Raw genomic sequence first — 24072 nt, 5'->3', positions numbered from 1 at the left:
CCGAGCGCGCCTTTGGGGACTTTTTGCATGAGTGCTGCTGGTTGGAACCGCAACGACGCAGTGTTGATCGTGGGGCTGGAACGGATCGTCAAGGGATCGCCAAGCGTGATCGAGGGATTCTGGCTGACAGCCGCGATGGGATGGGCGGCGCCTGTTCGCGCATTGAAGCGGTCGGCCTCAAGGCAGGACCTGCATCGTCATCTGGCGGCATCCTCGCTCACCAATCCCGGACGGCTTACATATTGCGCGGACACTCTGGCATCGGTCGACGAGTGGCGGAGGCAGGGCGGGCGGGTCGCTCTGGTATCCGATCACGACCAGGACGTTGCGGAAGCGGTTGCGGTGTACCTTGGCCTGTTTGATGAAGTTCATGGCGGGATCGCCGGAAAGGCCGAACGGCACCGGCATTTCGCGCGAGTCTACGGCCAGGGCGGCTATGCCGAACTGGGTGGTGAGATTGCCGTCGATGGCGTGACCGGCCTGATCCCGGTCCCCGAAGCCGCGAACGAAAACGAACTAAGTCATGGGTTCGCGGCGCACTTGCGGCTCCTGCGGCCGCACCAGTGGTTGAAAAACCTGCTGCTGTTCGTGCCGATGATTGCCGCGCATGACTTGACGGTCGGGGCGATCAGCGGGGCATTGTTGGGGTTCGCGGCGTTCTGCCTTATCGCGTCCAGCACCTATATCTTGAACGATCTGCTCGATCTCAGCGCCGATCGCCTCCATCCGCGAAAGCGCAACCGACCGCTTGCGTCGGGTGCGGTCAGCGTGATGCACGGCACCGTGATGATGCCGGCGCTGGCATCGGCGGGGATATTGCTGGCATTGCTTTCGGGGCCGGAAATGCTGGGAATGCTGGCGCTCTATTTCGCGGCCACGACGGTCTATTCGTTCAAGCTCAAGCGTCTGGTCGTAATCGACATCTGCATGCTCGCAGTGCTGTACACCCTGCGCATTCTCGCGGGGAGTGTTGCCGCTGGCGTGCCCTGTTCCATGTGGTTGCTGGCGTTTTCCACGTTCTTCTTCTTTTCGCTCGCCGCCGTGAAGCGACAGGCGGAATTGGTCGACGCCATCGCTTCGGGCATGGTGGCGCTCAACGGTCGCGGATACCGCGCTTGCGATCTGTCGGTGGTGGGCAACATCGTCACCGCGTCGGGCATGGTATCGGTCATGGTACTGGCTCTCTACACACAGTCCGAGCCGGTGATGCGGCTCTACAGCCGCCCTGAAGTGCTATGGGGAATCTGCCTGGTACTGCTGTTCTGGAACAGCCGCGTCGCGATCCTCACCCAGCGGGGCGAAATGCATGACGACCCCCTCGTTTTCGCGGCTTGCGACCGGGTGAGCCAGCTGTGTGGCCTCGCCGTCGTGGCCCTCGCGACCGCCGCGACGTTTCTGTGAGCGGACATGAGCCTGTGAGCGCGCATGGACTTGCGATGCGGTACATCGCCTTCGCCATAGCCGCGACGCTCGCCAACCTTCTGGTGCAGCGGCTGGTGATAGCAGTTCTGCCGCTTCCGACCGGGATCACCTTCGGCGTTGCCCTGGTGGCAGGCACGGGGGCGGGGCTGGTTCTGAAGTACATCCTGGACAAGCGCTGGATCTTCTTCGACCGTTCCAGCGGCGTGGACGAACATGCCAGGCGGTTTTCGCTCTATGTGGTGATGGGCATTGCAACCACCGTCATCTTCTGGGGCACCGAAACAGCCTTCTGGCTAGCGTTCGGTACCACGCTGGCGCGTGAAGTAGGGGGCGTGCTGGGGCTTTCGGTGGGCTATTATATCAAGTACCGTCTCGATCGCCGCTTCGTGTTTTCCGCCACGGGACTGGGGACCGCCTGATGCTGCTGTCCGGATGGGGACGGTTTCCGCGCATGGAGTGCCGTGTCCACCTTCCGGGCACGGAGGACGATCTGCGCGAGGCTGCGGCGAAAGGGCCGATGATCGCGCGCGGAAATGGGCGCGGTTATGGTGATTGCGCGCTGGCGCCCGCCGGAACGATCGACATGCGGCGCTTCAACCGCATGGTGTCATTCGATGAAGCGCACGGTGTGCTCGTCACCGAGGCGGGCGTGCTGCTGGCGGACGTGATCTCTGTGTTCCTGCCGCGCGGCTGGTTTCCCTACGTCACCCCGGGCACCAAGTTCGTCACCCTGGGCGGGATGGTGGCGGCCGACGTGCACGGCAAGAACCATCACGGTGAGGGCAGCTTCGGTCGCTATGTCGAATGGCTGGAGGTGCTCGACGCGCAAGGGCAGATGCGCCGCTGCAGCCGCACACAAGATGCCGAACTGTTCGCCTGGACCATCGGTGGCATGGGGCTGACCGGCGTGATCGTGCGGGTGGCGTTCCGTCTGCGCAAGGTCGAAAGCGGCTGGATCCGGCAGACGACACTTCCCGCGAAAGACCTTTCCACCGCGATGGCCCTGTTCGACGAGCATGCGGATGCCACGTATTCGGTCGCCTGGATCGATTGCCTGCGGGGCGGCAGCGACCTTGGCCGATCCGCTGTGATGTTGGGCGAACATGCGCGGCTTGCGGATATTGGGTCTAAACGCGACGATCCATTCGCGATCCCGAGCGGGCGCAATGTGCGGCTGCCGTTCGATGCGCCCGGCATCGTGCTCAACCGCCTGACGGTGAAGGCTTTCAACGCGCTCTATTACAACCGCGCAAAGGCCGCCGGGACCCGGGGCGAGGCACTGGTCGGGTGGGACAGTTTCTTCTACCCGCTGGATGCAGTGCTCGACTGGAACCGGATGTACGGTCGCAAAGGCTTTGCCCAGTTCCAGTGTGTGATCCCCACCTCCTCGGCAAAGCCGGGGCTGACGGCGCTTCTGAAGGCGATCAGCGCAAGCGGGCAGGGATCGTTTCTGGCAGTGCTGAAACGCATGGGCGCCGACGATGGGCCGATCTCGTTCCCGTGCGAAGGATATACGCTGGCGCTCGATTTTCCGGCCAGCGCCCGATCGCTCGCGCTGATGGACCGGCTCGACGCGATCGTGCTGGACCACGGCGGGCGTTTCTACCTCGCCAAGGACGCACGGATGAGCGCCGAGACTTTCGCCCGCTCCGATCCGCGCATCGCTGATTTCCATGCCCTGCGACAACGCCGCAATCTGGCCGCGTTCCACTCCGCCCAAGCTGAAAGACTGAAGTTGTGAAAGATCCTGTCCTGATCCTGGGGGGCCGTTCCGACATCGGCCTCGCCATCGCGCATCGTTTCGCTGCTGCCGGGCATCCGATTCAGCTTGCTGCGCGCAACGCCGCGTCGCTGGCCGGTGATGCTACGGACATTGCGTTGCGCCACGATGTTCCAGTGACGACCCATGAACTCGATCTTCTGAATACGAGCAGCTTCGCCGCTTTCGTGGATGGACTTCCGGCGATGCCGGAGACGGCGGTGTGCGTGGTCGGCCTGTTGGGCGATCAGGATGTGTCCCAGCGCGACCTTGATGCCGCCACGCAGGTGATGCGCAGCAATTTTGAAGGGCCTGCGCTCATCACCGGGCTTCTCGCCGAACGCTTCGTAGCCCGGGGGAGCGGCACCCTGATCGGCATCAGCTCGGTCGCGGGAGAACGCGGGCGCGCCAGCAACTATGTCTACGGGTCGGCCAAGGCGGGATACACGGCATTCCTGTCCGGCCTGCGCAATCGTCTGGCCACGACGAACGTCCATGTGGTGACCGTGATCCCCGGTTTCGTGCGCACGCGCATGACCGAGAAGATGGACCTTCCCGCTCGCCTGACCGCGGAACCTGCCGAAGTCGCGGACGCGGTCTATGCCGCTGCTGAAAAGCGCCGCGATGTCGTCTATGTGAAGCCCGTCTGGCGCGCGGTGATGACCGCCATCCGCGGCTTGCCGGAAAGCGTGTTCAAGAAAACCAAGCTGTGACGGCGGTGCGCTCTCCGACCGCCGGGCATCTGGGCAGCAGCAGGCTGCTGTTGTCAGCGTTGATCATGATCGGCATTCTGCTCGCGGCAATAGCTGCGCTGCGCTTACACATACCTGAGCTGTTTGGTCCGGCAAAAGTCTTGCCAGATTTCAACGCCTTCTACATCGCCGGAAAGTTGGCAGGCGAAGGACGCGCGTCGGAGGCATACCATTTCGATACGATGCTGGCAGCGCAACAGGCGTTCACCGGCACCGACACCTTCATGCCGTGGACCTACCCTCCGCCATTCACGATGTTTATGCAGATTATGGCGGTTCGAATGCCTATTGGCATGGCCTTTCTCATATTCGTCCTCGCAAGTTTTGCCTTCTACCTCTGGATCTTGCGTCGGATTGCCGGAGTGTGGTTACCAGGTGTTCTGATAGCGCTCGCGCCCGTCTTGATGATCAATCTGCTTGTCGGGCAAAATGGATTTTTGATCGGGGGGCTGATGGGAGCTTTCCTGCTGCTGTTTCGGGACCATCATCCAAAGGCGGGGCTTCCGCTAGGCATCCTGATGATCAAACCGCATCTCGGTATTGCCGTAACTTTATTGGCATTGATCCGACGTCGCTGGTCAATGCTGATAGTTGCCGCTGGCGTAGCTGGCCTGCTGATGGCGGTAAGCACGATTTGCTACGGTCCCACAATATGGATCGACTTTCGCATCGCCGTGAACGAGGCGAGCGGGTTTCTGGCGGAGGGACTTTATCCCCTGTTCCGCATGAATTCCGTCTATGCCGCGGCCTATAGCTGGGGTGCGCCCGCCTCGGTGGCGATGGCATGCCAGGTAGTGAGTGCCTTGGCGGCGCTGGTAATTCTGGGACGCGCTTCCCTTGCAAACGTGGCGCACAATCGCCTGGCAGCGCTGGCGTGTGCGGCATCGGTCTGCATAAGCCCTTACGGCTATGATTATGACCTGACCATTCTTGGGGTGGGGCTGGCTTTCATCGTGCCGGACATTCTTGCTCGTGCAAACGGCAGGCAATGCGCGATGCTGATGATGCTGATGTGGATTGTCAGCGGATACGGAATGGTCGCGTCCCTGTGGGCGACGGCGGCAACCTCGATCGTTACCGGTACGCAAAAAAGCGGCTCGACAGTATCGATCATCGCACCGGTGATGCTGCTGCTGTTCTTTCTCACCTACCGAACACTCGCACGCGAAGGCGCGGATCAACCGGCGTGATAGTCGAAGCTTTGGTGAGATGGTGACCCCTACGAGAATCGAACTCGTGTTTCAGCCGTGAGAGGGCCGCGTCCTAACCGCTAGACGAAGGGGCCATGGAGCCATTTGCTTGCACCCGTCAGTTCAAGAGAACCGATGGTGACCCCTACGGGAATCGAACCCGTGTTTCAGCCGTGAAAGGGCCGCGTCCTAACCGCTAGACGAAGGGGCCGTACCGGGTTGCGCCGGAGGCAGGACCGGCCCTCTAGCGGGGGTCCGCGGGGTGGTCAACCCCTGTGCCGCGATAAAATTCACATTGTTTTTTCAGTCGCAGAAAGCCGCGTCGTCGAGGTGCAGTTCGGCCTGCGGACGGCTGCCCCAGTCATCGATCTTCGCGCGCCCGGCCAGCCACAGGCGGCGACCCTGTGCAGCGTGGAGCAGCGCCTGACCCATCTCGGTTTCGGCGGAGCGGAACGCCATCGCCTTGAACCGCCCGCCGTCCGGCCCATTGACGATCAACCTCAAATGGTTGTTGCCGACCACGTCCGCCTTGACGATCCGCACCGGGCCTACCGCCACGCGTGGACCGGGCCAGCCCATGCCGAACGGCCCCGCGCTTTCCAGGGTATCGACCAACTGCGGAGTCAGGCCGCCGGGGGACAGGGCAAGGTCGAGCAGCATTGACTGGTGCGCGCTCGCTCTCGAGACGTCCGCCGCCAGATGGCCGTCCAGCCAGTCCGACAGTGCCTCCAGCTTTCCGGGTGCGATCGTCAGGCCGGCCGCCATGGCATGGCCGCCACCAGCCACCAGTAATCCTGCCTCACGTGCGGCGATGATCGCGGCGCCGAGGTCCACGCCCGTGATGGAGCGGCCAGACCCTTTGCCGTTTCCTGCCTCGTCAGCGTCCAGCGCGATCACCAGGACGGGCTTGCCGGTCTTTTCCTTCAGCCGTCCGGCGACGATGCCGATCACGCCGGGATGCCAGCCTTCGCCCGCCACCACGATCACCGCGCGGTTGTGCTGGCGATCCAGCTGGAGGTCAGCCATTTCCTGCACTGCCTGCTCGATCGCGCGGCGTTCGTCGTTGAGGCGGGAAAGCTGCGCGGCGATCTGCTGTGCTTCGTCCGCATCGGTGGTGGTCAGCAGCCGAACGCCGAGCGTCGATTCGCCTACGCGGCCTCCGGCATTGATGCGCGGGCCAAGCGCAAAGCCGAGGTCGCTGCAGGTCGGCGCGCGGCCCAGACGACTGGCGTCGATCAGGGCGGACATGCCGATATTCTCTCGTTTGGCCATGATCTTGAGGCCCTGCGCCACCAAGGCTCGGTTAAGGCCGTGGAGCGCGGCGACGTCCGCCACCGTGCCCAGCGCCACCAGATCGAGCAGCGGGAACAGGCTGGGCTCGCGCCGGGTCTCGAAATAGCCGCGTCGGCGCAGGGTCCGCACGGTCGCCACGGCCAGCAGGAACGCGACGCCCACGGCCGCCAGATGCCCGTGGCCCGCCGCCAGCTCGCCTTCGTCCAGGCGATTTGGGTTGACCAGAGCCGCGGCGCGGGGAAGCTCCGGGGAGCACTTGTGATGGTCCACCACGATGACGTCGACGCCCGCCTGATGCGCCATGTCCAACGCCTCGTGCGCCATTGCGCCGCAATCGACGGTGACGATCAGGCTGGACCCTTCCGCCGCGATCCGCACCAGCGCCTCGCCGGACGGGCCGTAGCCTTCAAGCAGGCGATCGGGGATGTAGTACCGCGCATCGTGGCCCAGTTCGCGCAGCAGCAGGATCAGCAGCGCCGCGCTGGTTGCGCCGTCTACGTCGTAATCGCCATAGACCGTCACCGTCTCCTCGGTCATCACCGCCTGCGCGATCCGTTCGGCGGCGGCGTCCATGTCGCGGAAAGCGGAAGGGTCGGGCAGGAATGCCCGCAGGGAAGGGCTGCGATGACGCTCCAGATCGTCTCGCGCCACTCCGCGCGACAGCAGCAGCTGGGTGACGATGTCATCCTCCAGCCCGGCGGGTCCTTCGCTCAAATCCATATTGCCGCCGCGCCAGCGCCAGGCCTTGCCCGACAATGACCGGTCGATCCCGAAAACGCTTGCGGATCGTGATTCCATGGGGCTTGCGTTACTCCACCCGCACGGCAACGGAAAGGCCCGGTGTGATGGGGGACAGAAGGAGGATCGAGCCGTGCTCGCGATAGTCTGGCACAGCCGCACGGGTGCATCGCGCGCGATGGCAGAAGCGATCCATGCCGGTGCCGCCGGGGCAGGAGGCGGGCCTGACGCGGTGCGGCTCGTTCCCGCCATCGATGCGGCACCGGAGGAGTTGCTGGGGGCGAGGGCCTATGTCTTCGTTTGCCCCGAAAACCTCGGCACCATGAGCGGCATGATGAAGGAAATGTTCGATCGCTGCTATTACCCTTTGCTGGCTCAGGTAGAGGGGCGGGCCTACGCCAGCGCGATCGCGGCGGGGTCTGACGGGCGCGGCGCACAGGCCCAGCTGGACCGGATCGTCACCGGCTGGAGGTTGCGACGGGTGGCGGATCCGCTGATCGTCAACCTCGGCGCGCAGGAACCTGACGCCATTCTTGCACCCAAAAGTCTGGCTGACGAGGAATTGGACAAATGCCGCGAACTTGGCGAAGCAATGGCCGAAGGGCTTTCGCTCGGCATATTCTAGGGGGACCGTGACGATGAACCAGCCGGAAACGTTGCCCTGTTCGGGGCAAGTGCAAGCGCGTGAAAGCACCGGCTTCTTCCTGCTTTTTCCGGCAGGGGAGCGGCCTACCGCAGCGGCAATGGCAGGACTGGTGGAGTCCGCGCAAATCGCCGGGCAGTCGGCACGAGTGAGCCATGTGCCTGAAGCGGAGACTGGCTGCCTCGAACTGCTGACCGGGGGGCTGACCTTCGATCTTCGCGGCCTGGCTCCGGCGGCGCCGGCGCGCACTATCGCGACACAACAAAGCTTCGGGTTCGAAGCGCCGTTCGCCGCCGCGTGTCATGAGGCGATGGAACTGGTTCCCACAGAGCACGTGGCGGCAGGGGCGGCACTAATGCCGGTTCTGCGGGCGATGGCAGGACTGGCCGCGAATTTGGTCCTAAACCTGCCAGTTGCCGCGATCATCTGGGGACCGGCAGGCACGCTGATGGAGCCGCGCTATTTCTCCAACATGGTGCTGAACTGGATGTCAGGCGGCGCATTTCCGGCCCGTGGGCTGACGAGGCTGAACGCCAATCCATCCGGCGGCATCGTTAGCCACGGACTGTCCCACTTCATCGGACAGGAACTTCAGCTTGAGGGCAGGGCAGGCGAAAGCCCGGACGATGCACTGAAGCTGGCCGCACGTCTGATCGACCATCTCATCCGCCACGGACGCATGGAGCAACCCACCCGGATCGGCAACGGCCCCGATGCGCTGTTGGCCGAACCATCGAACGTCGGTAACCTGCTGCTGGTCTGGCGCGAACGCTAATGGACTGGCGTGGCGTAGTTTAACCCTTCGGTTACGCTATCACCCTATCCGGGGCATCATGGCTACACCTGACCATCCAGCCGGTATCGCATCTGAATTGCGCAAGCTCTCCATGGCTGCGCTGGTTTTCGTCGCCGTCATCGCCAGTTGGTTCGCCATCCAGAAAGTGGCTGAACGCTTTGCGCGGCTTCCAGAGGCAACAGGCGGACCTTGCGCACTATGGTTCGTCGGCAGTTCCACGATGCATAAGTGGACCGCACTGTCAGGCGACATGGTGCCATGGACTGCCTATAATCGCGGGGTCGATGGCGCCACGATCCAGGAGGTCGCTCAGATGTTCGCCAATGAGCCGATCGGCCCAAAACCACGCGCGATCGTTCTTTACTTGGGCGATAATGACATTGCCAACGGTCTTGGCGCCGATGCTACCGTCAACCAGCTGCGGCAGATCATCGCAACGAAGCGCAAGCTATATGGTGCAACACGGACTTTCGTCGTTTCCATCAAACCAAGCCCGGGTCGCCTTGATTTCCTCGATCAGCAGCGCCGCTATAACCGAGAGGCAGAAGCCATCGCCGCCAGTTCGCGCGACCTTGTGTTCGTGGATGTTGCCCATCGGTTCATGGTGAATGGCCGACCTGGAGACTTCTACGTGCCGGATGGCGTCCATCTCAACGCTGCAGGCTACCAGATAATGGCACGCGGCATTCATTCCGCCATAGATACGCAGATCTCGGCATCCGAGCCGAGGGTATGCAAGCCACAAAACGTCTAGCATGAGCGAGGGGGCAATCGGGGGCCAAGCCATGCCGACCCAACGGATCGAGGGTCTATGCACCTGGCGCGCCGCTCTCATGCTCGGCGGCCTTCTCACCCATGGCACCATCGGGTTGGAACAACTACCCGAAATGGCTTTCATCGCCAACGTCTCGCACGCGTTTCGGATGGGCGTATTCTTTCTGATCTCGGGTTTCCTAAGCAGTAAGGCGCTCCGCCGCAGGGCAGCAGGCGAACATTGGCTGCGGGATCGAATGACCCAGATCGGTATTCCGACCGTGTTCGGGATCGGCGTGCTATCCCCGCTGATGGGGTTCCTGATCCTGGCCAATCCGGAAGCGCACCGCATACCCGTACTCGGGGACTGGTATCATTTCTGGTTCCTGATCGCGCTGCTGCTGTACAGCGGTCTGGCCTATTGGCTGCACCGGCTCGATGTCCGCTACGATATTTTCGCGAGGCTCGAAGCGGCAGTCGTCACACCATACCGGTGGCAATTGCGCTCGCTCCTCGGCGTGGCGGCTCTCACCAGTATTCTGATGACGCTGACCGGCCACGCAGTCGGGCAATTTTCGCCGCCAGACTACATGTCGACACTTTTGCAAGCGCGGCTGATCCTCGGCTATGCGCCGCTGTTTATGGCCGGGTTCGCTCTGTCGCGGTGTGCGGCCTTGCTCGATGCGGTGACGTCCGACATCCGGTTGCCGCTGGCAATCGTGTCCGCAATCGTGTGCGCCTACGCAATCTGGCACCTCGGGATTGGGCCGCTCGGCCTGGTAAGTGATCTTTCCGCTGTGGAAGTCCCACTCACCAACTTCGGTGCAGCGTTGTGTCCGCCAGCTGCTTCCGCGTTGATCTTGCGTTCGTCACTGCGCATCCGCCATGTGCCCCGGCTGGTACGCGACATATCCGATGCCTCGTTCACGATCTATCTGTTGCATCTGCCATTGATATTCGTGGCGCAGCTGGCGATGAGTTCACTGGTCTGGCACCCCTGGTTGGAGTTCGGGATGGTCGTTACCGCCAGCGGAGTGATTTCGTACGGCTTTCATCGCATCCTGGTGCGTCGATCTGCCTTTTTGTCACTGTTGCTCAATGGGCGCCATCGATGCGCCTTGGCGATTGAACGCGAAAAGGCGGCTGGGCACCTTGGTGCGCTACCGGCCGGTACGTAGGACATCACGGCTGCAGCACTGGGCAAACAGCCTTCGGAGCGGTCTTCTTATCCGCCGAGTCGGCCGGTCAATTCCGCCTTCGCGGCGGCGTATTGCGCGCAAAGGTGCTCGACCCGTTCTGCCACCGGCATAACCGCATCGATCGCGCCGATGCCTTGGCCCGCACCCCAGATGTCCTTCCACGCCTTGGCGGCGGTATCGCCCCCAGAGCCGAAGTTCATCTGGCTCTTGTCGCCTTCGGGCAGGTTGTCCGGGTCCATCCCGGCGGCAACGATGGAGGCGCGCAGGTAATTGCCATGAACGCCGGTGAACAGACTGGAATTGACGATATCGGCCGCAGAACCATCGATGATCGCCTGCTTGTAGCTCTCTACCGCGTTGGCTTCCGGTGTCGCGATCCAAGGGGTGCCGATGTACGCGAAGTCCGCTCCCATCGCCTGAGCTGCCAGGATAGAACGCCCGCAGGCTATCGCTCCGGACAGGGCAATCGGCCCGTCGAACCACGCGCGGATTTCCTGCATCAGCGCGAAGGGAGATTGCTGTCCGGCGTGGCCGCCGGCTCCGGCAGCCACGGCGATCAGGCCATCCGCGCCCTTTTCCACGGCCTTGCGGGCGAAGAAGTCGTTGATGACATCGTGCATCACCAAACCGCCCCAGCTATGCACGGCCGCATTGATTTCAGGGTTGGCGCCCAGCGACGTGATGACGAGCGGCACTTTCCACTTTTCGAGCACCGCCAGATCTTCCTGCAACCGCAGATTGCTTCGGTGGACTATAAGATTGACCGCAAAAGGCGCGGAGAGCCCCGCCGTTTCCTCCGTGATCCGGTGCAACCACTCGTCCAACTGGCTGACCGGACGGGCGTTGAGCGATGGAAAGCTGCCGACGATACCCGAACGGACTTGCGCGATGACCAGATCGGGGTTGGATACGATGAACATCGGGGAAGCGATCACCGGCAGGCGCAAGCCATCGAACAACGGATTACGGAACATCGTGACTCCGGTTTAAGGGTGTAATTGAGGGAGGGGTAGCTGGACCACTCCCTGCTGTCGAGCAAGGCGTCCGCCGCGCTGCCGCATTTTCCTACATCGTCGAATCGCGGTAAAAGCGGCGAGGCCCCGTCCATCGGTTTTCCGACGCGATGTTTTTGCTCCTCGCAAACACCGGCTTTGGCATGCATTTCATCAACTAAAGTATCCGAATACAAAAAAAGGGCCCGACCATTTCTGGTCGAGCCCATGTCTGAAAAAAATGTCGCTGGCCGATCAGGCCGCGTTGGCGGCACTCAACACCGCCCTGACACTGGCCGTCGCCACGTCCTCGTCGATGCCCACGCCCCAGACCGTACGGCCATCGGGCAAGGTGCATTCGACGTAGGCAGCGGCCCGAGCATCGGTGCTGTTGCCCATCGAATGCTCCGCATAATCGCGAACGTCGAGTTGCACGCCAAAGCTTTCCGCCAACGTGGCCGTGACCGAGGAGATCAGACCGTTGCCTTTGCCCGACACCGAACGCTCGGCCCCATCCACGCCGATCTTTCCGGCAAAAACGCGAGCACCGTCAGCGGCCTTGCCTTCGTCCCAGTCGATCAGCTGGAACCGCTGCTTCCCATTAAGGCGATACGCCTGCTGGAAGACTTCCCAAATGTCGCCGGCCTGCAATTCCCGGCCCAGTTCGTCGGCCAGTTCCTGCACGTGCTTCGAAAAATGCGCCTGCATCCGCTTTGGCAGCTTCAGGCCCTGATCCTGCTCGATAACCCAGGCGAACCCACCTTTGCCCGACTGCGAATTGACGCGAATCACCGCCTCGTAGCTGCGGCCCAGATCGGCGGGGTCGATCGGAAGATAAGGAACGGCCCAGATTTCGTCGTTGCGCTTTTCCTGGGCGGCAAAGCCCTTCTTGATCGCGTCCTGATGGGAGCCAGAGAACGCGGTGAATACCAGCTCGCCACCGTAGGGGTGACGTTCCGCGACTTTCAGCTGGTTGCAGTATTCAACAGTCTGGATGACTTCATCGATGTCCGAGAAATCAAGGCTGGGATCCACGCCCTGGGTGTACATGTTAAGGGCCACCGTAACCAGACAGCAGTTCCCGGTGCGCTCGCCATTGCCGAACAGGCAACCCTCGACACGGTCGGCCCCGGCCATCAGGCCAAGCTCCGCCGCGGCAACACCGGTGCCGCGATCATTATGCGTATGCAGGCTGATCACCGCGCTCTCGCGATTAGGCAGGTTGCGGCAGAAATACTCGATCTGATCGGCGTAGATGTTGGGAGTGGCCGCTTCCACTGTAGCGGGCAGATTGAGAATGATCGGATTTTCCGGCGTCGGCTGCAGGATATTCATCACCGCCTCGCAGCACTCGATCGAGAAATCGAGTTCGGCGGTGGAGAACGTCTCTGGACTGTATTCGAAGTGCCACTTGGTCTGCGGATACCTTGCCGCCTGATCGCGCAAGACCTTGGCGCCGCTTTCCGCGATGCCGCGTATCTCGTGCTGCTCCATGCCGAACACCACGGTACGCCACAAAGGCGACACCGCGTTATACAGATGGACGATTGCCGCATGCACCCCGGCGAGGCTGTCGAAAGAGCGTTCGATCAGGTCCTGTCGCGATTGGGTGAGGACCTGCACCAGAACATCATCGGGGATGCGGTTGTTATCAACCAAGCCACGAATGAAGTCGAACTCGGTTGCCCCGGCACTCGGAAAACCGACCTCGATTTCCTTGAGGCCTACCTTGACCAGCAGGTCGAAGAAGCGGGTCTTCTTTTCCGCACCCATCGGATCAATCAGGGCCTGGTTGCCATCGCGCAGGTCGGTCGACAGCCAACGTGGCGCTTTGGTGATGACCTGCGATGGCCACTGACGGTTGGGCAGATTGATCTGCGGGAACGATCGGTACTTGGCCGAAGGGTCTTTCAGCATGGTCATGGGAATTGTCTCGCTCGGTAATTCGTCTGCAAACTGATGTGATCTAGTCAGGTCCCCTTGAGCGCCGAGCGCGCCACAAGCCGACGCGTCATCTTACGCCCAAGGGCGGATAAGTCGCAGGGTAAGGCCGAGAAGCTGGTCCATGACGCCGCGTATGAGGGGGCAGGCGCGCGATGTAAAGAGGCAATCTATCGGCGCGCGATGCTCAGGTGCAGCGCAAGCCCGTGATGATGCCGCCAGCGTCGACATCGATATTCAGCCTGTCAGGCCTGAAATCCATGGTGACCATCGTGTCGGGGCGGATCACTCTCACGGCCTTCGCTGCGCTCTTTTCAGTGATGGCCGCAATCACGGCATCCGAAGCGTTCTGCCCGACATACGTGGCCACCTTGTCAGACCCACACGTCGCGGCCGTAGGTGTGGTCACCGTAGCGTCATCCGAAAGCGGCTTCGTGGCGCAACCTGCAAGGAAAACGGTGAAACCGAGAGCGGCGAGAAGGTTTGTTGGATGCACAGACGTCTCCTTTGCGATCACGCTACCATCACCAACCTGAACGGGTTGCAACTCAATTGTGTTGCCCGGAAACTAGCATGAAAAAGGGGCGCTATCGCAAATCGATAACGCCCCTCAATCAGGTTAGAACTGGATATTAGCCTTCGACGTGCTCAGCCAGTACCGTCAGACCAGCATCACCCACTTCGGCAAACCCGCCCGTTATGCGTATTTCTTCAGGCGCACTGTTCTCGGTCTTGTAGACCTTCAACGCACCATCGGCGATGGTCGACATGAAGGGCGCGTGGCCCGCCAGCACGCCGAACTCGCCTTCCGTGCCGGGGACGACCACCATGTGGACCTCCTCGGAGCGGACCAGCTTCGCAGGCGTGACGAGTTCGAAGTGCAACGGCATCGGATCAGGCTTCCTCGGCCAGCTTCTTGGCCTTGGCGACTGCTTCGTCGATTCCGCCGACCATGTAGAAGGCAGCTTCCGGAAGGTGATCGTACTCACCGTCCACGACCGCCTTGAACGACTTCACGGTATCCTCCAGCTGCACGAATTTGCCTGAGATGCCGGTGAAGACTTCCGCGACGTGGAATGGCTGCGAGAGGAACTTCTGGATCTTGCGAGCGCGCGCGACGGTGAGCTTATCTTCTTCAGAAAGCTCGTCCATCCCCAGAATCGCGATGATGTCCTGCAACGACTTGTACTTCTGCAGGGTTTCCTGGACGCGGCGGGCGGTTTGGTAGTGCTCGTCACCAACGACGCGCGGCTCAAGCACGCGCGAGGTGGAGTCGAGCGGGTCGACTGCCGGGTAGATGCCCAATTCCGAGATCGCGCGGTTCAGCGTGGTCGTCGCGTCCAAGTGAGCGAACGACGCGGCAGGGGCAGGGTCGGTAAGGTCGTCGGCGGGAACGTAGATGGCCTGGACCGAGGTGATTGATCCCTTGGTCGTCGAGGTAATCCGTTCCTGTAGCTGGCCCATGTCGGTCGATAGGGTAGGCTGGTAACCCACCGCCGAAGGAATACGACCTAGCAGAGCCGACACTTCAGCGCCCGCCTGCGTGAAGCGGAAGATGTTGTCCACGAAGAACAGAACGTCCTGACCTTCCTGGTCACGGAAGTATTCCGCCATGGTCAAGCCCGAGAGAGCAACGCGAGCGCGGGCGCCCGGGGGCTCGTTCATCTGGCCGAACACGAGCGCGACCTTCGAACCTTCGGACGTGGCGTTGCCTTCGGCGTCCTTGGCGATAACGCCTGCGTCGAGGAACTCGTGGTAGAGGTCGTTTCCTTCACGCGTACGTTCACCGACGCCCGCAAATACGGAAACGCCGCCATGCCCCTTGGCGATGTTGTTAATGAGTTCCTGAATGAGAACCGTCTTGCCAACGCCTGCGCCGCCGAACAGGCCGATCTTGCCGCCCTTCGCGTAAGGGGCGAGAAGGTCGATCACCTTGATGCCGGTGACGAGGATCGACGCTTCGGTCGATTGGTCGATGAAAGCAGGAGCCTCGGCGTGGATGGGCGCAAACATGTCCGAGCCGATCGGGCCACGCTCGTCGATGGGATCGCCAACGACGTTCATGATGCGGCCAAGCGTCTTAGGGCCCACCGGCACCGAGATCTGCTTGCCCGTGCTCTTGACGTCCTGACCGCGGGTCAACCCGTCAGTGCCGTCCATGGCGATGGTGCGAACGGTGTTTTCGCCCAGATGCTGAGCGACTTCGAGCACCAGCTTCTGGCCGTTGTTCTCGGTTTCGAGCGCGGAGAGGATAGCCGGCAGTTCGCCTTCGAAAGTCACGTCGACGACAGCGCCGATGACCTGGCTGATCTTGCCGGTAGTGGTGAGGTTAAGCACGGGTGCAGTGGCCATTTCGGTTTCCTTGCCTGCGGTTCTTAGAGCGCTTCCGCGCCCGCGATAATTTCGACGAGTTCGGTGGTGATCGCAGCCTGACGGCTACGGTTGTACTGGATGGTCAGCTTCTGGATCAGGTCGCCGGCGTTGCGAGTGGCGTTGTCCATAGCCGTCATCGACGCACCCTGTTCCGACGCGGCGTTTTCGAGCAGGGCGCCGAACAGCTGGGTCTTCAGGTAACGCGGCAAGAGCGCGGCGAGGATTTCTTCCTCGTCCGGCTCGTATTCGGTGACAGCGTCGGTGGTTGCAGCCATCGCCTTGGGGGCCGGGACCGGAATGATCTGCTGGTCCGTAGGCTCTTGCAGCAATGCGGAACGGAACTTCGAATAGAAAAGATGTGCGACGTCGAACTTGCCGGCCTCGAACATTGCCACCAGTTCGTCGGCGATGCGCTCGGCCTCGTCGAAGCCGGGGTAGCGCACGTCCGTCGTGTCGAACATGTGGGCGATCTGCTCGGGGTATTCGCGGCGGATCACCGGGCGACCCTTGCGGCCGACCAGATAGAACAGCACCGTCTTGCCTTGGGCTTCCAGTGCCTGCGCCTTGATCCGGGCCGCCTTGACGATGTTCGAATTGAACGCGCCAGCCAGGCCCTTGTCCGAGTTCATGACGACGAGGAGGTGAACCTTGTCGCTGCCAGTGCCGGCCAGCAGCTTGGGGCTGTTTTCCGATACCGTGATCTTCGACGCCAGCGACCCCATGACTTCGGCGAGGCGGGCAGCATAGGGGCGCGCGGCCTCGGCAGCGGCCTGAGCCTTGCGCAGCTTGGCCGCGGCGACCATCTGCTTGGCCTTGGTGATCTTCTGGGTCGATTTGACCGAGTTGATGCGGCCCTTGAGTTCCTTGAGCGAAGCCACTCGTTGTTCCCCATTTCCTGCCCCGGCCACCCATCAGGGCGGCGCGGGAGCAGCGATTGTCTACTTACGCGAACTGCTTGGCGAAAGCGTCGAGCGCGGCCTTGGTCTTGCTCTTGGCTTCGTCACCGAAATCCTTGGTGGAGCGGATCAGCGCCAGGACGTCAGCATGTTCGGAATGCATGTAGCTGAGCATTTCGGTTTCGTAGGACGTGACCTTGTCCACCGGCAGCGCATCGAGGTAGCCGTTCGTGCCGGCGAAGATCGATACGGTCTGCTCTTCGAAAGCGAGCGGCGAGAACTGCTTCTGCTTGAGCAACTCGGTCAGGCGAGCGCCGCGGTTCAGCAGCTTCTGCGTCGATGCGTCGAGGTCCGAACCGAACTGCGCGAACGCAGCCATTTCGCGGTACTGGGCCAGCTCGAGCTTGATCGAGCCGGCGACCTTCTTCATCGCCTTGGTCTGGGCCGAGCCGCCAACGCGCGACACCGAAAGGCCGACGTTGATGGCCGGACGGATGCCCTGATAGAACAGACCGGTCTCGAGGAAGATCTGGCCGTCGGTGATCGAGATCACGTTGGTCGGAATGTAGGCAGACACGTCGCCGGCCTGGGTTTCGATGACCGGAAGGGCGGTCAGCGAGCCAGCGCCCATTTCGTCGTTCATCTTAGCGGCACGCTCAAGAAGGCGGCTGTGAAGATAGAAAACGTCGCCGGGGTAAGCTTCGCGGCCCGGCGGACGACGCAGCAGCAGCGACATCTGACGGTAGGCGACGGCCTGCTTGGAAAGATCGTCATACACGATCACGGCGTGCATGCCGTTATCGCGGAAGAACTCACCCATCGCGGCGCCGGTGTAGGGTGCGAGGTACTGCAGCGGTGCTGGCTCCGAAGCGGTAGCGGCGATAACGATGGAATATTCCATCGCGCCGTTTTCTTCGAGCTGGCGAACGATCTGGGCAACCGTCGAACGCTTCTGGCCGACCGCGACGTAGATGCAGTAAAGTTTCTTGCTCTCGTCCGTACCGGCGTTCGCTTCCTTCTGGTTGATGAAGGTGTCGATCGCGACGGCGGTCTTGCCGGTCTGGCGGTCACCGATGATCAGTTCGCGCTGGCCACGGCCGACCGGTACGAGAGCGTCGATCGCCTTGAGGCCGGTCTGCACCGGTTCGTGCACCGACTTGCGCGGAATGATGCCCGGGGCCTTGGCTTCGACGCGTGCGCGCTTTTCCGAAACGATCGGACCCTTGCCGTCGATCGGGTTGCCCAGTGCGTCGACGACGCGGCCGAGCAGGCCCTTGCCGACCGGCACGTCCACGATGGTACCGGTACGCTTGACGACATCGCCTTCCTTGATCTCGGCGTCCGAGCCGAAGATCACGACGCCGACGTTGTCCGCTTCGAGGTTGAGGGCCATGCCCTGAACGCCGTTCGAGAATTCGACCATCTCACCGGCCTGAACCTTGTCGAGGCCGTGGATGCGGGCAATACCGTCGCCGACCGACAGAACCGAACCGACTTCCGAAACCTGTGCTTCGGTGCCGAAGCTGGCGATCTGGTCCTTGATGACCTTTGAGATTTCTGCTGCGCGGATATCCATTGTTCTGCCTTTCTTAGCCCTTCATGGCCTGGGCGAGCGAATTGAGACGAGTGCGGATCGAGCTGTCGATACGCTTGGAACCGATGGTCACGACGAGACCACCGAGCAGTTCCGGATCGACGCTGGTCCTGATCTTTACGGAGCGGCCTTCGCGCACTTCCAGTTTCTGGCGAAGCTGTTCGACCTGCTGGTCGGAGAGCGCGTGGGCGGACGTGACGTCCGCCGTTGCTTCGCCACGCTGGGCTGCTGCGATAGCGGCGAAGGCGCGAATGATTTCGGGCAGTGCGGAAAGGCGGCGATTGCCGGCCAGAACGCCAAGAAAGTTTTTTGTCAGCTGCGAAACGCCGAGCACCCCTGCCACACCATTAATGGCGCCAGCTGCGGCTTCACGACTGACTTGTGGGTTGCGAATCAGTGCGGCAAATTCAGGGCTTTCCTTGATTGCCTGGCCGATACCCTCAAGGTCGCTCTCAACCGCCGAGATTGTGCCGTTTTCGCTTGCAACATCGAACAACGCCGAAGCGTAGCGCCCTTGCAAACTGGCCTTGATGCCCCCGGAATTCTCCACGCGCGTCCTATCCTTACAACGAGTGGCGGACCATTTGGGGCGCATAGCAACAGCGTGCTCCCCCGGCCCGCAGACGGGGCGCGCATAGCGACGATACTGTTACGATGCAAGGTGCCCTGTCATTCTACAGGTGTAACAAGACATCTTCCGTTTGGGCGCAAGACGCGGGAAGCGAAGTCGTGCGTGTGCATATAGATTATGGAGAGAATTCCGGTTTTGGAGCCTGAGATGGCAAACTTATGGATCAATTTGTCGCCGTACGGAGCACCGCCCCAACAAACGTCATCGCGTGGTGTTCGCTGGGTGGATAGTAAGGGGGCGCTTTGCTTGGGCGGATACCCGGTGGGCTTGAGTGGAACAATTCGATGAGCGTGCAACTGGTAGGCTTGACCGACGATGAGGCGTGGGCGGCGGTGCTGGCGCGCGATCGCCGGTTTGACGGGCGGTTCGTGACCGGCGTACGATCGACAGGTATTTATTGCCGGCCGTCATGTGCGGCCCGCCATCCACTGCGCGAAAACGTCGATTTCTTCGCCGGTGCCACAGACGCGGCGGCGGCAGGGCTGAGGGCGTGTAAGCGGTGCTTGCCGGATGATCTGGCGCGCGATGAACAGGCTGTGATGAGGGCGCTGGATTTGCTGTCACGCGAGGAAGGGGCGTCCCTGTCCCAACTGGCAACCACAGTCGGGTATAGCCCCACACACTTCCAGAGGGTTTTCAAACGCGCGGTGGGGGTCTCCCCAGCCCAATACGTTCGCGCACGGAAAATGCGGCGGATGGAGCAAGCAGTGGTTGAAGGAAGCAAGGTGACTGACGCAATCTACGAAGCGGGCTATGGCGCGCCGTCGCGCTTCTATGATGCCGGGCGAGAGCGGATAGGGATGACGCCTTCTGCGTGGCGTAATGGGGGGCGCGGCGTGACGATCCATTGGGCGATCGTGGCTACGAGCCTTGGCGAGATGCTTGTCGCAGCGACGGAGAAGGGCGTTTGCAGATTGTCATTCGCAGAGACTGCTGATCATTTGATGCATCGGTTTCCACACGCCACGCTCGTGCAGGGGGGTGATGAGTTCGCCGCTTTGCTGGCTGACGTCGTTGGGGCGGTGGAGCAGCCGGGCTGTTCCAAGGTCATACCGCTGGACGTTCAGGGCACCGCTTTTCAGGAAGCTGTTTGGAACGAATTACAGCGGATTCCTCAAGGGGAAACGCGCACATACGCTCAGATTGCGGCAGCGGTCGGAAGGCCCAATGCGGTGAGGGCAGCCGGGTCTGCAAATGGGGCCAACAACGTGGCGGTGCTGATTCCATGCCATCGTGTCATTCGGTCGGATGGATCCATCGGCGGCTATGCCTATGGCGATGCGATCAAGCGCGAGCTGTTGCGGCGAGAACAGAATGGCGGATGAGATTTATTCGCGCGCCCAGCCATTGGTGGCAGGTGCCAGCGTCTTGAGGAACGCCTCCGCGCTGTCGAGATAGGCTTGCTGCTTGTCTGGAGCCATGCGGTCCCAATTGGCGTAGACTCGCGTCATTCGGTGGTTTCGCTCGAACAGGTGGCGATGGCGGTGCATGAAATGCCAATACAGCGGGTTGAAGGGGCACGCGCCGGGGCCGAATTTTCGCGACACGCTGTAGGCGCACTCACCGCAATAGTCGGACATCTTGTTGATGTAGTTGCCACTCGCGGCGTATGGTTTGGACGCCAGCCGGCCTTTGTCCGCCCATAGCGCCATGGCCGCCACATTGGGTAGTTCCACCCATTCGTAGGCATCGGCGTAAACTACCAGGAACCAGTCCTCCACCTGCTGCGGTTCGATCCCTGCGATGAGCGCGAAGTTGCCTAGCACCATTAGCCGCTGGATATGGTGGGCGTGGGCATTGTCCCGGGTCGATCGCACGCAATCGGCCAAGCAGCGCATGTCGGTCTCGCCCGTCCAGTAGAACTCAGGCAGCGGACGCCTGGCACCGAGCGCGTTTGCATCGCGCAGGCCCGGCATTTCAAGCCAGTACATGCCGCGAATGTACTCCCGCCAGCCGATGATCTGACGTATGAAGCCCTCAACCGCGTTGAGCGGTGAATCGCCGGCATGGTAAGCACGTTCCGCCTGGCGACAGCACTCAAGCGGATCGAGAAGACCAAGGTTTATCGACGTCGAGAGCAGCGAATGGAACAGGTCGTCCTGGCCATGGAGCATGGCGTCCTGATACTTCCCGAAAGTAGGCAGGCGTTCCTCGATAAAGGCGTCCAACGCTGCATCAGCCTGGGCGGCGGTGACGGGCCAGTTGAAGCTGCCTAGATCACCGAAATGGTTTTCAAATCGGCTTTCCACGAGTTTGATGACCGCGAGCGTCGTTTCGTCAGGCGGAAAATGCGGAACTGGCGGGGCTTGCAAGTAACGGTCGGGCGGGGCGCGGTTTTGTGCGTCGTAATTCCAGGAGCCCCCTTCCGGGTCATCACCAGCCATGAGCAATTCCGTCCTGCGGCGCATGTCGCGGTAGAAAGCCTCCATGACGAGCTCCCGCCGCCCTTCAGCCCATTCGCGGAATTCCGTGATGGAGCAGATGAAGCGGTCATCGGAAAGAACCTCGACCGGGATGCCGAATTGATCGGACCATGCGCTGATCATGTCCCGCACACGCAGTTCCCCCGGTTCGGTGACCCGGATACGCGTGATTTGGTGGCGCTTCAGCGTGCGTTTCACTTCGCCGGTGAAGCTGCCAGTGTTCTTGCGGTCATCAAGCTGAATGTAGTCAATGGACCAACCATCATGTTCGAGAGCGGCGGCAAAGTGGCGCATCGCGGAGAGGATCAGAGCGATCTTCTGTTTGTGGTGTTTGACGTATGTTGTCTCGTCCTGAACCTCCATCATGAGGACGATCGTGTCCGCTTTCTTCATTCCCCGCAGGGAGGAAAGAGTGCGGGTCAGCTGATCTCCCAGAATGGGAACGAGGGTCTTGGCAGGCATGATCCGCCTAACGCACGGCTGTGCTCATCGTGCCGACTAGACGAAACTGTACGGATCAATATCGATGTGCACTCTGACTCCGCGTGGAAATTCAAGCGGTTCGAGCCATTCCCTCAACGTTTTCTGCAATTCCGCCGAGCGACGCGCGTTGATCAGCAGGCGGAAACGGTGCCGACCCCTTAGCAGGGACAGTGGTGCGGGAGCCGGCCCCAGAACCATCATGTCCGGCAGGTTGGGAGCAGTGGCGCCGATCGCTCTGGCAGCGGAAAGGGCTTCCGGCTGCTCCTCCGAACTCACGATAATTGCAGCCCAGCGACCGAACGGTGGAGCCCCCGCATCGCGTCGCGCGTCGGTTTCAGCCGCGTAGAACGCGTCGCGATCGCCGTTCGCCAAAGCCTCGATAACGGCGGCCTCTGGATGGCGGGTCTGGATAAGGACGACGCCTGCCTTTTCGCCGCGTCCGGCCCTTCCGGCGACTTGCGCGACCTGTTGGTAGGTTCGTTCGGCTGCGCGAAGATCGCCACCTTCTAGGCCGAGATCGGCGTCCACCACGCCGACCAGGGTCAATTCGGGGAAATGGTATCCCTTGGTGACGAGCTGCGTGCCGATAATGACGTCGATAGCGCGGTTTTCCGCCATGGCGACGAAATCGCCAATGGCTTGGGGGGTATTCATCGTATCCGACGTGACCACTGCTGTGCGCGCTTCGGGCAGGATCTCGGCCACTTCATCCGCGATCCGCTCCACGCCGGGGCCGCAGGCGACCAGGCAGTCGCCGGTCCCGCATTCGGGGCAGGCGTCGGGGACCGGCACTTCATGGCCGCAGTGGTGGCAGGCTAGCCGTTTGGAAAAGCGGTGCTCGACCAGCCAGGCGGTGCAATTCGGGCACTGGAAGCGGAAGCCGCAGTGTCGGCATAGGGTCAGCGGGGCATAGCCCCGTCGGTTGAGGTACAGCAGCGATTGCTCGCCTTTCGCAAGCCTGTCCTTCATCGCCTTGACCAGCCGGGGAGCCAGCCAGCGGCCGCGTTCGGGCACTTCCTTTCGAAGGTCGAGAATCTGGATATCGGGCAATTGTGCGCCGCCGAAACGGCTTGGCAATTCGATCTTGCGATAGACTCCGGCGTCGGCGAGCTGCATCGATTCCAAGGCAGGAGTGGCGCTGGCGAGCACTACCGGAACGCCTTCGAACTTGGCGCGCATAACGGCCACGTCGCGGGCGTTGTAGCGCACTCCATCGTCTTGTTTAAACGAGATTTCGTGCGCTTCATCGACCACGATCAGGCCCAGATTCGCGTATGGCAGGAACAGCGCAGAGCGTGCACCTATAACTACCTGAGCGGCACCTAGAACGATCGAACGCCACGCGCGCCGCCGTTCACTGGATTTGAGCGAGGAGTGCCATAGGATCGGCGGCACGCCGAACCGTTGCTCGAACCGCCGCAGGAAATTTTCCGTAAGCGCGATCTCGGGGAGCAGGACAAGAACCTGCCGCCCCCGGTCCAGTGCTTCGGCCACGGCCTCGAAATAGCATTCAGTCTTGCCTGATCCGGTGACGCCGTCGAGCAGGAAGGGGGCGAACTTTTCGTCTCTTACCGCTTCCACGAAAACGTCCGCGGCGCGCTGCTGGTCCTCGCTGAGATCCGGTGCGGCGAAGTCGGGGCGAGCGGGGGGGTAGGGGCGATCGAGATCGACTGTCACCGCTTCCAGCAGTCCGGCACCGACCATGCCGCGCAGCACCCCTTCGGAGACGCTGGCCAGTTCCGCCAGTTCGCGAATCGATGCCTGCTCCCCCTGCAGCGCATCCAGCGCGGCGGCGCGTTGCGGGGTCAGGCGAGCGGGTTCGGCGCCTGTCAGCCGATATTCCGTCGTCGTGCCGCCGCCCTTGAGCGCGGCCATGCTGCCCAGCGCCATGCGCGCCACCGACGACAGCGAGGCGCAATAGTAGTCCGCCGTCCATTCGATCAGCCGCCTCAGCTTTTCCGGAAGCGGCGGCACCGGCATGACATCGATCAAAGGTCTCAGTTTTGTTTCAGGCACTTCCTGCGCGTTGAGGCGTTCAGCCTCCCAGACGATGCCCAGCACTTGTCGCGGTCCGAGGGGGGCAACGACGATCGATCCGAATTCGATCGTCATTCCATCGGGTACGCGATAGTCGAGGACGCCGAGAGCGGCGTTGAAGACGAGGAGTCGGACACGTTTCATCTGGGGCCATATA

At 61.9% G+C, this 24072-nt stretch carries 21 protein-coding genes and 2 tRNA genes; 10 read left to right on the top strand and 13 right to left on the bottom strand.

Going from position 1 to position 24072, the window contains the following annotated elements; genetic code table 11:
• Positions 1–27 precede the first annotated feature (27 nt).
• The 5 genes from ACZ1JM_RS08195 to ACZ1JM_RS08175 all read left to right on the top strand — a co-directional run bounded on the left by ACZ1JM_RS08195 (position 28) and on the right by ACZ1JM_RS08175 (position 5123).
• On the top strand, positions 28–1401 hold the full coding sequence (locus ACZ1JM_RS08195) for a UbiA family prenyltransferase (RefSeq protein WP_465134339.1): 1374 nt from the start codon (positions 28–30) through the stop codon (positions 1399–1401).
• Positions 1402–1436: 35 nt separating this feature from the next.
• Entirely contained in the window at positions 1437–1841 is a 405-nt protein-coding gene (locus tag ACZ1JM_RS08190; RefSeq protein ID WP_465134338.1) for a GtrA family protein, read from the top strand.
• Complete coding sequence (locus tag ACZ1JM_RS08185; RefSeq protein ID WP_465134337.1) at positions 1841–3163, top strand: FAD-binding oxidoreductase; 1323 nt, start codon at positions 1841–1843, stop codon at positions 3161–3163. The genes ACZ1JM_RS08190 and ACZ1JM_RS08185 overlap by 1 nt, the downstream gene beginning before the upstream one ends.
• On the top strand, positions 3160–3894 hold the full coding sequence (locus ACZ1JM_RS08180; protein WP_465134336.1) for an SDR family oxidoreductase: 735 nt from the start codon (positions 3160–3162) through the stop codon (positions 3892–3894). Before ACZ1JM_RS08185 ends, ACZ1JM_RS08180 begins: the two co-directional genes overlap by 4 nt.
• A gap of 65 nt (positions 3895–3959) precedes the next feature.
• Positions 3960–5123 (top strand): glycosyltransferase family 87 protein, encoded by a 1164-nt coding sequence (locus ACZ1JM_RS08175; RefSeq protein ID WP_465134335.1) that lies wholly within the window; start codon positions 3960–3962, stop codon positions 5121–5123.
• A gap of 20 nt (positions 5124–5143) precedes the next feature.
• On the opposite strand, the gene ACZ1JM_RS08170 is transcribed toward ACZ1JM_RS08175, so the two are convergent.
• From ACZ1JM_RS08170 to recJ, 3 genes are all read right to left on the bottom strand, one after another.
• A tRNA-Glu gene (locus ACZ1JM_RS08170) sits at positions 5144–5218 on the bottom strand.
• A 41-nt stretch (positions 5219–5259) separates the two neighbouring features.
• Positions 5260–5334: transfer RNA gene (locus tag ACZ1JM_RS08165), tRNA-Glu, on the bottom strand.
• Positions 5335–5426: 92 nt separating this feature from the next.
• Positions 5427–7214, bottom strand: a complete 1788-nt coding sequence (recJ, locus tag ACZ1JM_RS08160) for a single-stranded-DNA-specific exonuclease RecJ (RefSeq protein WP_465134334.1) — start codon at positions 7212–7214, stop codon at positions 5427–5429.
• 118 nt (positions 7215–7332) lie between these two features.
• On the opposite strand from recJ, the gene ACZ1JM_RS08155 reads away from it, so the two are divergent.
• The 4 genes from ACZ1JM_RS08155 to ACZ1JM_RS08140 are packed head-to-tail and all read left to right on the top strand — an operon-like array spanning position 7333 to position 10524.
• The gene (locus ACZ1JM_RS08155; RefSeq protein ID WP_465135015.1) at positions 7333–7779 is read left to right on the top strand and encodes a flavodoxin family protein; all 447 of its coding nucleotides are present in this window, start codon (positions 7333–7335) and stop codon (positions 7777–7779) included.
• A 13-nt stretch (positions 7780–7792) separates the two neighbouring features.
• On the top strand, positions 7793–8572 hold the full coding sequence (locus ACZ1JM_RS08150) for a hypothetical protein (RefSeq protein WP_465134333.1): 780 nt from the start codon (positions 7793–7795) through the stop codon (positions 8570–8572).
• 58 nt (positions 8573–8630) lie between these two features.
• Positions 8631–9347 carry a GDSL-type esterase/lipase family protein gene (locus ACZ1JM_RS08145; protein ID WP_465134332.1) on the top strand — a complete coding sequence of 239 codons (717 nt, stop codon included), beginning with the start codon at positions 8631–8633 and terminating at the stop codon, positions 9345–9347.
• Position 9348: 1 nt separating this feature from the next.
• Positions 9349–10524 carry an acyltransferase family protein gene (locus ACZ1JM_RS08140; RefSeq protein WP_465134331.1) on the top strand — a complete coding sequence of 392 codons (1176 nt, stop codon included), beginning with the start codon at positions 9349–9351 and terminating at the stop codon, positions 10522–10524.
• Between the two features lie 47 nt (positions 10525–10571).
• Here ACZ1JM_RS08140 and ACZ1JM_RS08135 read toward each other — a convergent pair whose 3' ends face one another.
• The 8 genes from ACZ1JM_RS08135 to ACZ1JM_RS08100 all read right to left on the bottom strand — a co-directional run bounded on the left by ACZ1JM_RS08135 (position 10572) and on the right by ACZ1JM_RS08100 (position 18891).
• Positions 10572–11519, bottom strand: coding sequence for an NAD(P)H-dependent flavin oxidoreductase (locus ACZ1JM_RS08135; protein WP_465134330.1), 948 nt, complete (start codon positions 11517–11519; stop codon positions 10572–10574).
• A 273-nt stretch (positions 11520–11792) separates the two neighbouring features.
• The gene (leuA, locus tag ACZ1JM_RS08130; RefSeq protein WP_465134329.1) at positions 11793–13460 is read right to left on the bottom strand and encodes a 2-isopropylmalate synthase; all 1668 of its coding nucleotides are present in this window, start codon (positions 13458–13460) and stop codon (positions 11793–11795) included.
• A 205-nt stretch (positions 13461–13665) separates the two neighbouring features.
• Positions 13666–13974, bottom strand: coding sequence for an I78 family peptidase inhibitor (locus tag ACZ1JM_RS08125; RefSeq protein WP_465134328.1), 309 nt, complete (start codon positions 13972–13974; stop codon positions 13666–13668).
• A 136-nt stretch (positions 13975–14110) separates the two neighbouring features.
• The gene (locus ACZ1JM_RS08120; RefSeq protein WP_465134327.1) at positions 14111–14368 is read right to left on the bottom strand and encodes an ATP synthase F1 subunit epsilon; all 258 of its coding nucleotides are present in this window, start codon (positions 14366–14368) and stop codon (positions 14111–14113) included.
• A 4-nt stretch (positions 14369–14372) separates the two neighbouring features.
• Positions 14373–15830: a F0F1 ATP synthase subunit beta gene (atpD, locus tag ACZ1JM_RS08115; protein WP_465134326.1), complete on the bottom strand. Its 1458-nt coding sequence runs from the start codon at positions 15828–15830 to the stop codon at positions 14373–14375.
• Positions 15831–15853: 23 nt separating this feature from the next.
• The gene (locus ACZ1JM_RS08110) at positions 15854–16729 is read right to left on the bottom strand and encodes a F0F1 ATP synthase subunit gamma (RefSeq protein WP_465134325.1); all 876 of its coding nucleotides are present in this window, start codon (positions 16727–16729) and stop codon (positions 15854–15856) included.
• Between the two features lie 64 nt (positions 16730–16793).
• The gene (gene atpA, locus ACZ1JM_RS08105) at positions 16794–18323 is read right to left on the bottom strand and encodes a F0F1 ATP synthase subunit alpha (RefSeq protein ID WP_465134324.1); all 1530 of its coding nucleotides are present in this window, start codon (positions 18321–18323) and stop codon (positions 16794–16796) included.
• A 13-nt stretch (positions 18324–18336) separates the two neighbouring features.
• Entirely contained in the window at positions 18337–18891 is a 555-nt protein-coding gene (locus ACZ1JM_RS08100) for a F0F1 ATP synthase subunit delta (RefSeq protein ID WP_465134323.1), read from the bottom strand.
• 365 nt (positions 18892–19256) lie between these two features.
• On the opposite strand from ACZ1JM_RS08100, the gene ada reads away from it, so the two are divergent.
• Positions 19257–20297: a bifunctional DNA-binding transcriptional regulator/O6-methylguanine-DNA methyltransferase Ada gene (gene ada / locus ACZ1JM_RS08095; protein WP_465134322.1), complete on the top strand. Its 1041-nt coding sequence runs from the start codon at positions 19257–19259 to the stop codon at positions 20295–20297.
• A 3-nt stretch (positions 20298–20300) separates the two neighbouring features.
• Here the strand turns inward: ada and ACZ1JM_RS08090 are convergent, their stop codons facing one another.
• A complete protein-coding gene (locus tag ACZ1JM_RS08090) occupies positions 20301–21857 on the bottom strand; it encodes a cryptochrome/photolyase family protein (protein WP_465134321.1) in 1557 nt (518 codons plus the stop codon).
• A gap of 36 nt (positions 21858–21893) precedes the next feature.
• Positions 21894–24059, bottom strand: a complete 2166-nt coding sequence (locus ACZ1JM_RS08085; RefSeq protein ID WP_465134320.1) for a primosomal protein N' — start codon at positions 24057–24059, stop codon at positions 21894–21896.
• Between the last annotated feature and the right edge of the window lie 13 nt (positions 24060–24072).

Source organism: Novosphingobium sp. BL-S-24 (assembly GCF_055521575.1).
This window is presented reverse-complemented; position numbering and strand designations above follow the sequence as displayed.

Excerpts from the sequence above, each read along its gene's own strand:
- ACZ1JM_RS08190 (WP_465134338.1), top strand. The coding sequence starts at position 1,437 with ATGCGGTACATCGCCTTCGCCATAGCCGCGACGCTCGCCAACCTTCTG.
- recJ (WP_465134334.1), bottom strand. The coding sequence starts at position 7,214 with ATGGAATCACGATCCGCAAGCGTTTTCGGGATCGACCGGTCATTGTCG.
- leuA (WP_465134329.1), bottom strand. The coding sequence starts at position 13,460 with ATGACCATGCTGAAAGACCCTTCGGCCAAGTACCGATCGTTCCCGCAG.
- ACZ1JM_RS08155 (WP_465135015.1), top strand. The coding sequence starts at position 7,333 with ATGGCAGAAGCGATCCATGCCGGTGCCGCCGGGGCAGGAGGCGGGCCT.
- ACZ1JM_RS08145 (WP_465134332.1), top strand. The coding sequence starts at position 8,631 with ATGGCTACACCTGACCATCCAGCCGGTATCGCATCTGAATTGCGCAAG.
- ACZ1JM_RS08135 (WP_465134330.1), bottom strand. The coding sequence starts at position 11,519 with ATGTTCCGTAATCCGTTGTTCGATGGCTTGCGCCTGCCGGTGATCGCT.
- ACZ1JM_RS08085 (WP_465134320.1), bottom strand. The coding sequence starts at position 24,059 with ATGAAACGTGTCCGACTCCTCGTCTTCAACGCCGCTCTCGGCGTCCTC.
- ACZ1JM_RS08120 (WP_465134327.1), bottom strand. The coding sequence starts at position 14,368 with ATGCCGTTGCACTTCGAACTCGTCACGCCTGCGAAGCTGGTCCGCTCC.
- ada (WP_465134322.1), top strand. The coding sequence starts at position 19,257 with ATGAGCGTGCAACTGGTAGGCTTGACCGACGATGAGGCGTGGGCGGCG.
- ACZ1JM_RS08140 (WP_465134331.1), top strand. The coding sequence starts at position 9,349 with ATGAGCGAGGGGGCAATCGGGGGCCAAGCCATGCCGACCCAACGGATC.
- ACZ1JM_RS08150 (WP_465134333.1), top strand. The coding sequence starts at position 7,793 with ATGAACCAGCCGGAAACGTTGCCCTGTTCGGGGCAAGTGCAAGCGCGT.
- atpD (WP_465134326.1), bottom strand. The coding sequence starts at position 15,830 with ATGGCCACTGCACCCGTGCTTAACCTCACCACTACCGGCAAGATCAGC.
- atpA (WP_465134324.1), bottom strand. The coding sequence starts at position 18,323 with ATGGATATCCGCGCAGCAGAAATCTCAAAGGTCATCAAGGACCAGATC.
- ACZ1JM_RS08090 (WP_465134321.1), bottom strand. The coding sequence starts at position 21,857 with ATGCCTGCCAAGACCCTCGTTCCCATTCTGGGAGATCAGCTGACCCGC.
- ACZ1JM_RS08195 (WP_465134339.1), top strand. The coding sequence starts at position 28 with ATGAGTGCTGCTGGTTGGAACCGCAACGACGCAGTGTTGATCGTGGGG.
- ACZ1JM_RS08185 (WP_465134337.1), top strand. The coding sequence starts at position 1,841 with ATGCTGCTGTCCGGATGGGGACGGTTTCCGCGCATGGAGTGCCGTGTC.
- ACZ1JM_RS08175 (WP_465134335.1), top strand. The coding sequence starts at position 3,960 with ATGATCGGCATTCTGCTCGCGGCAATAGCTGCGCTGCGCTTACACATA.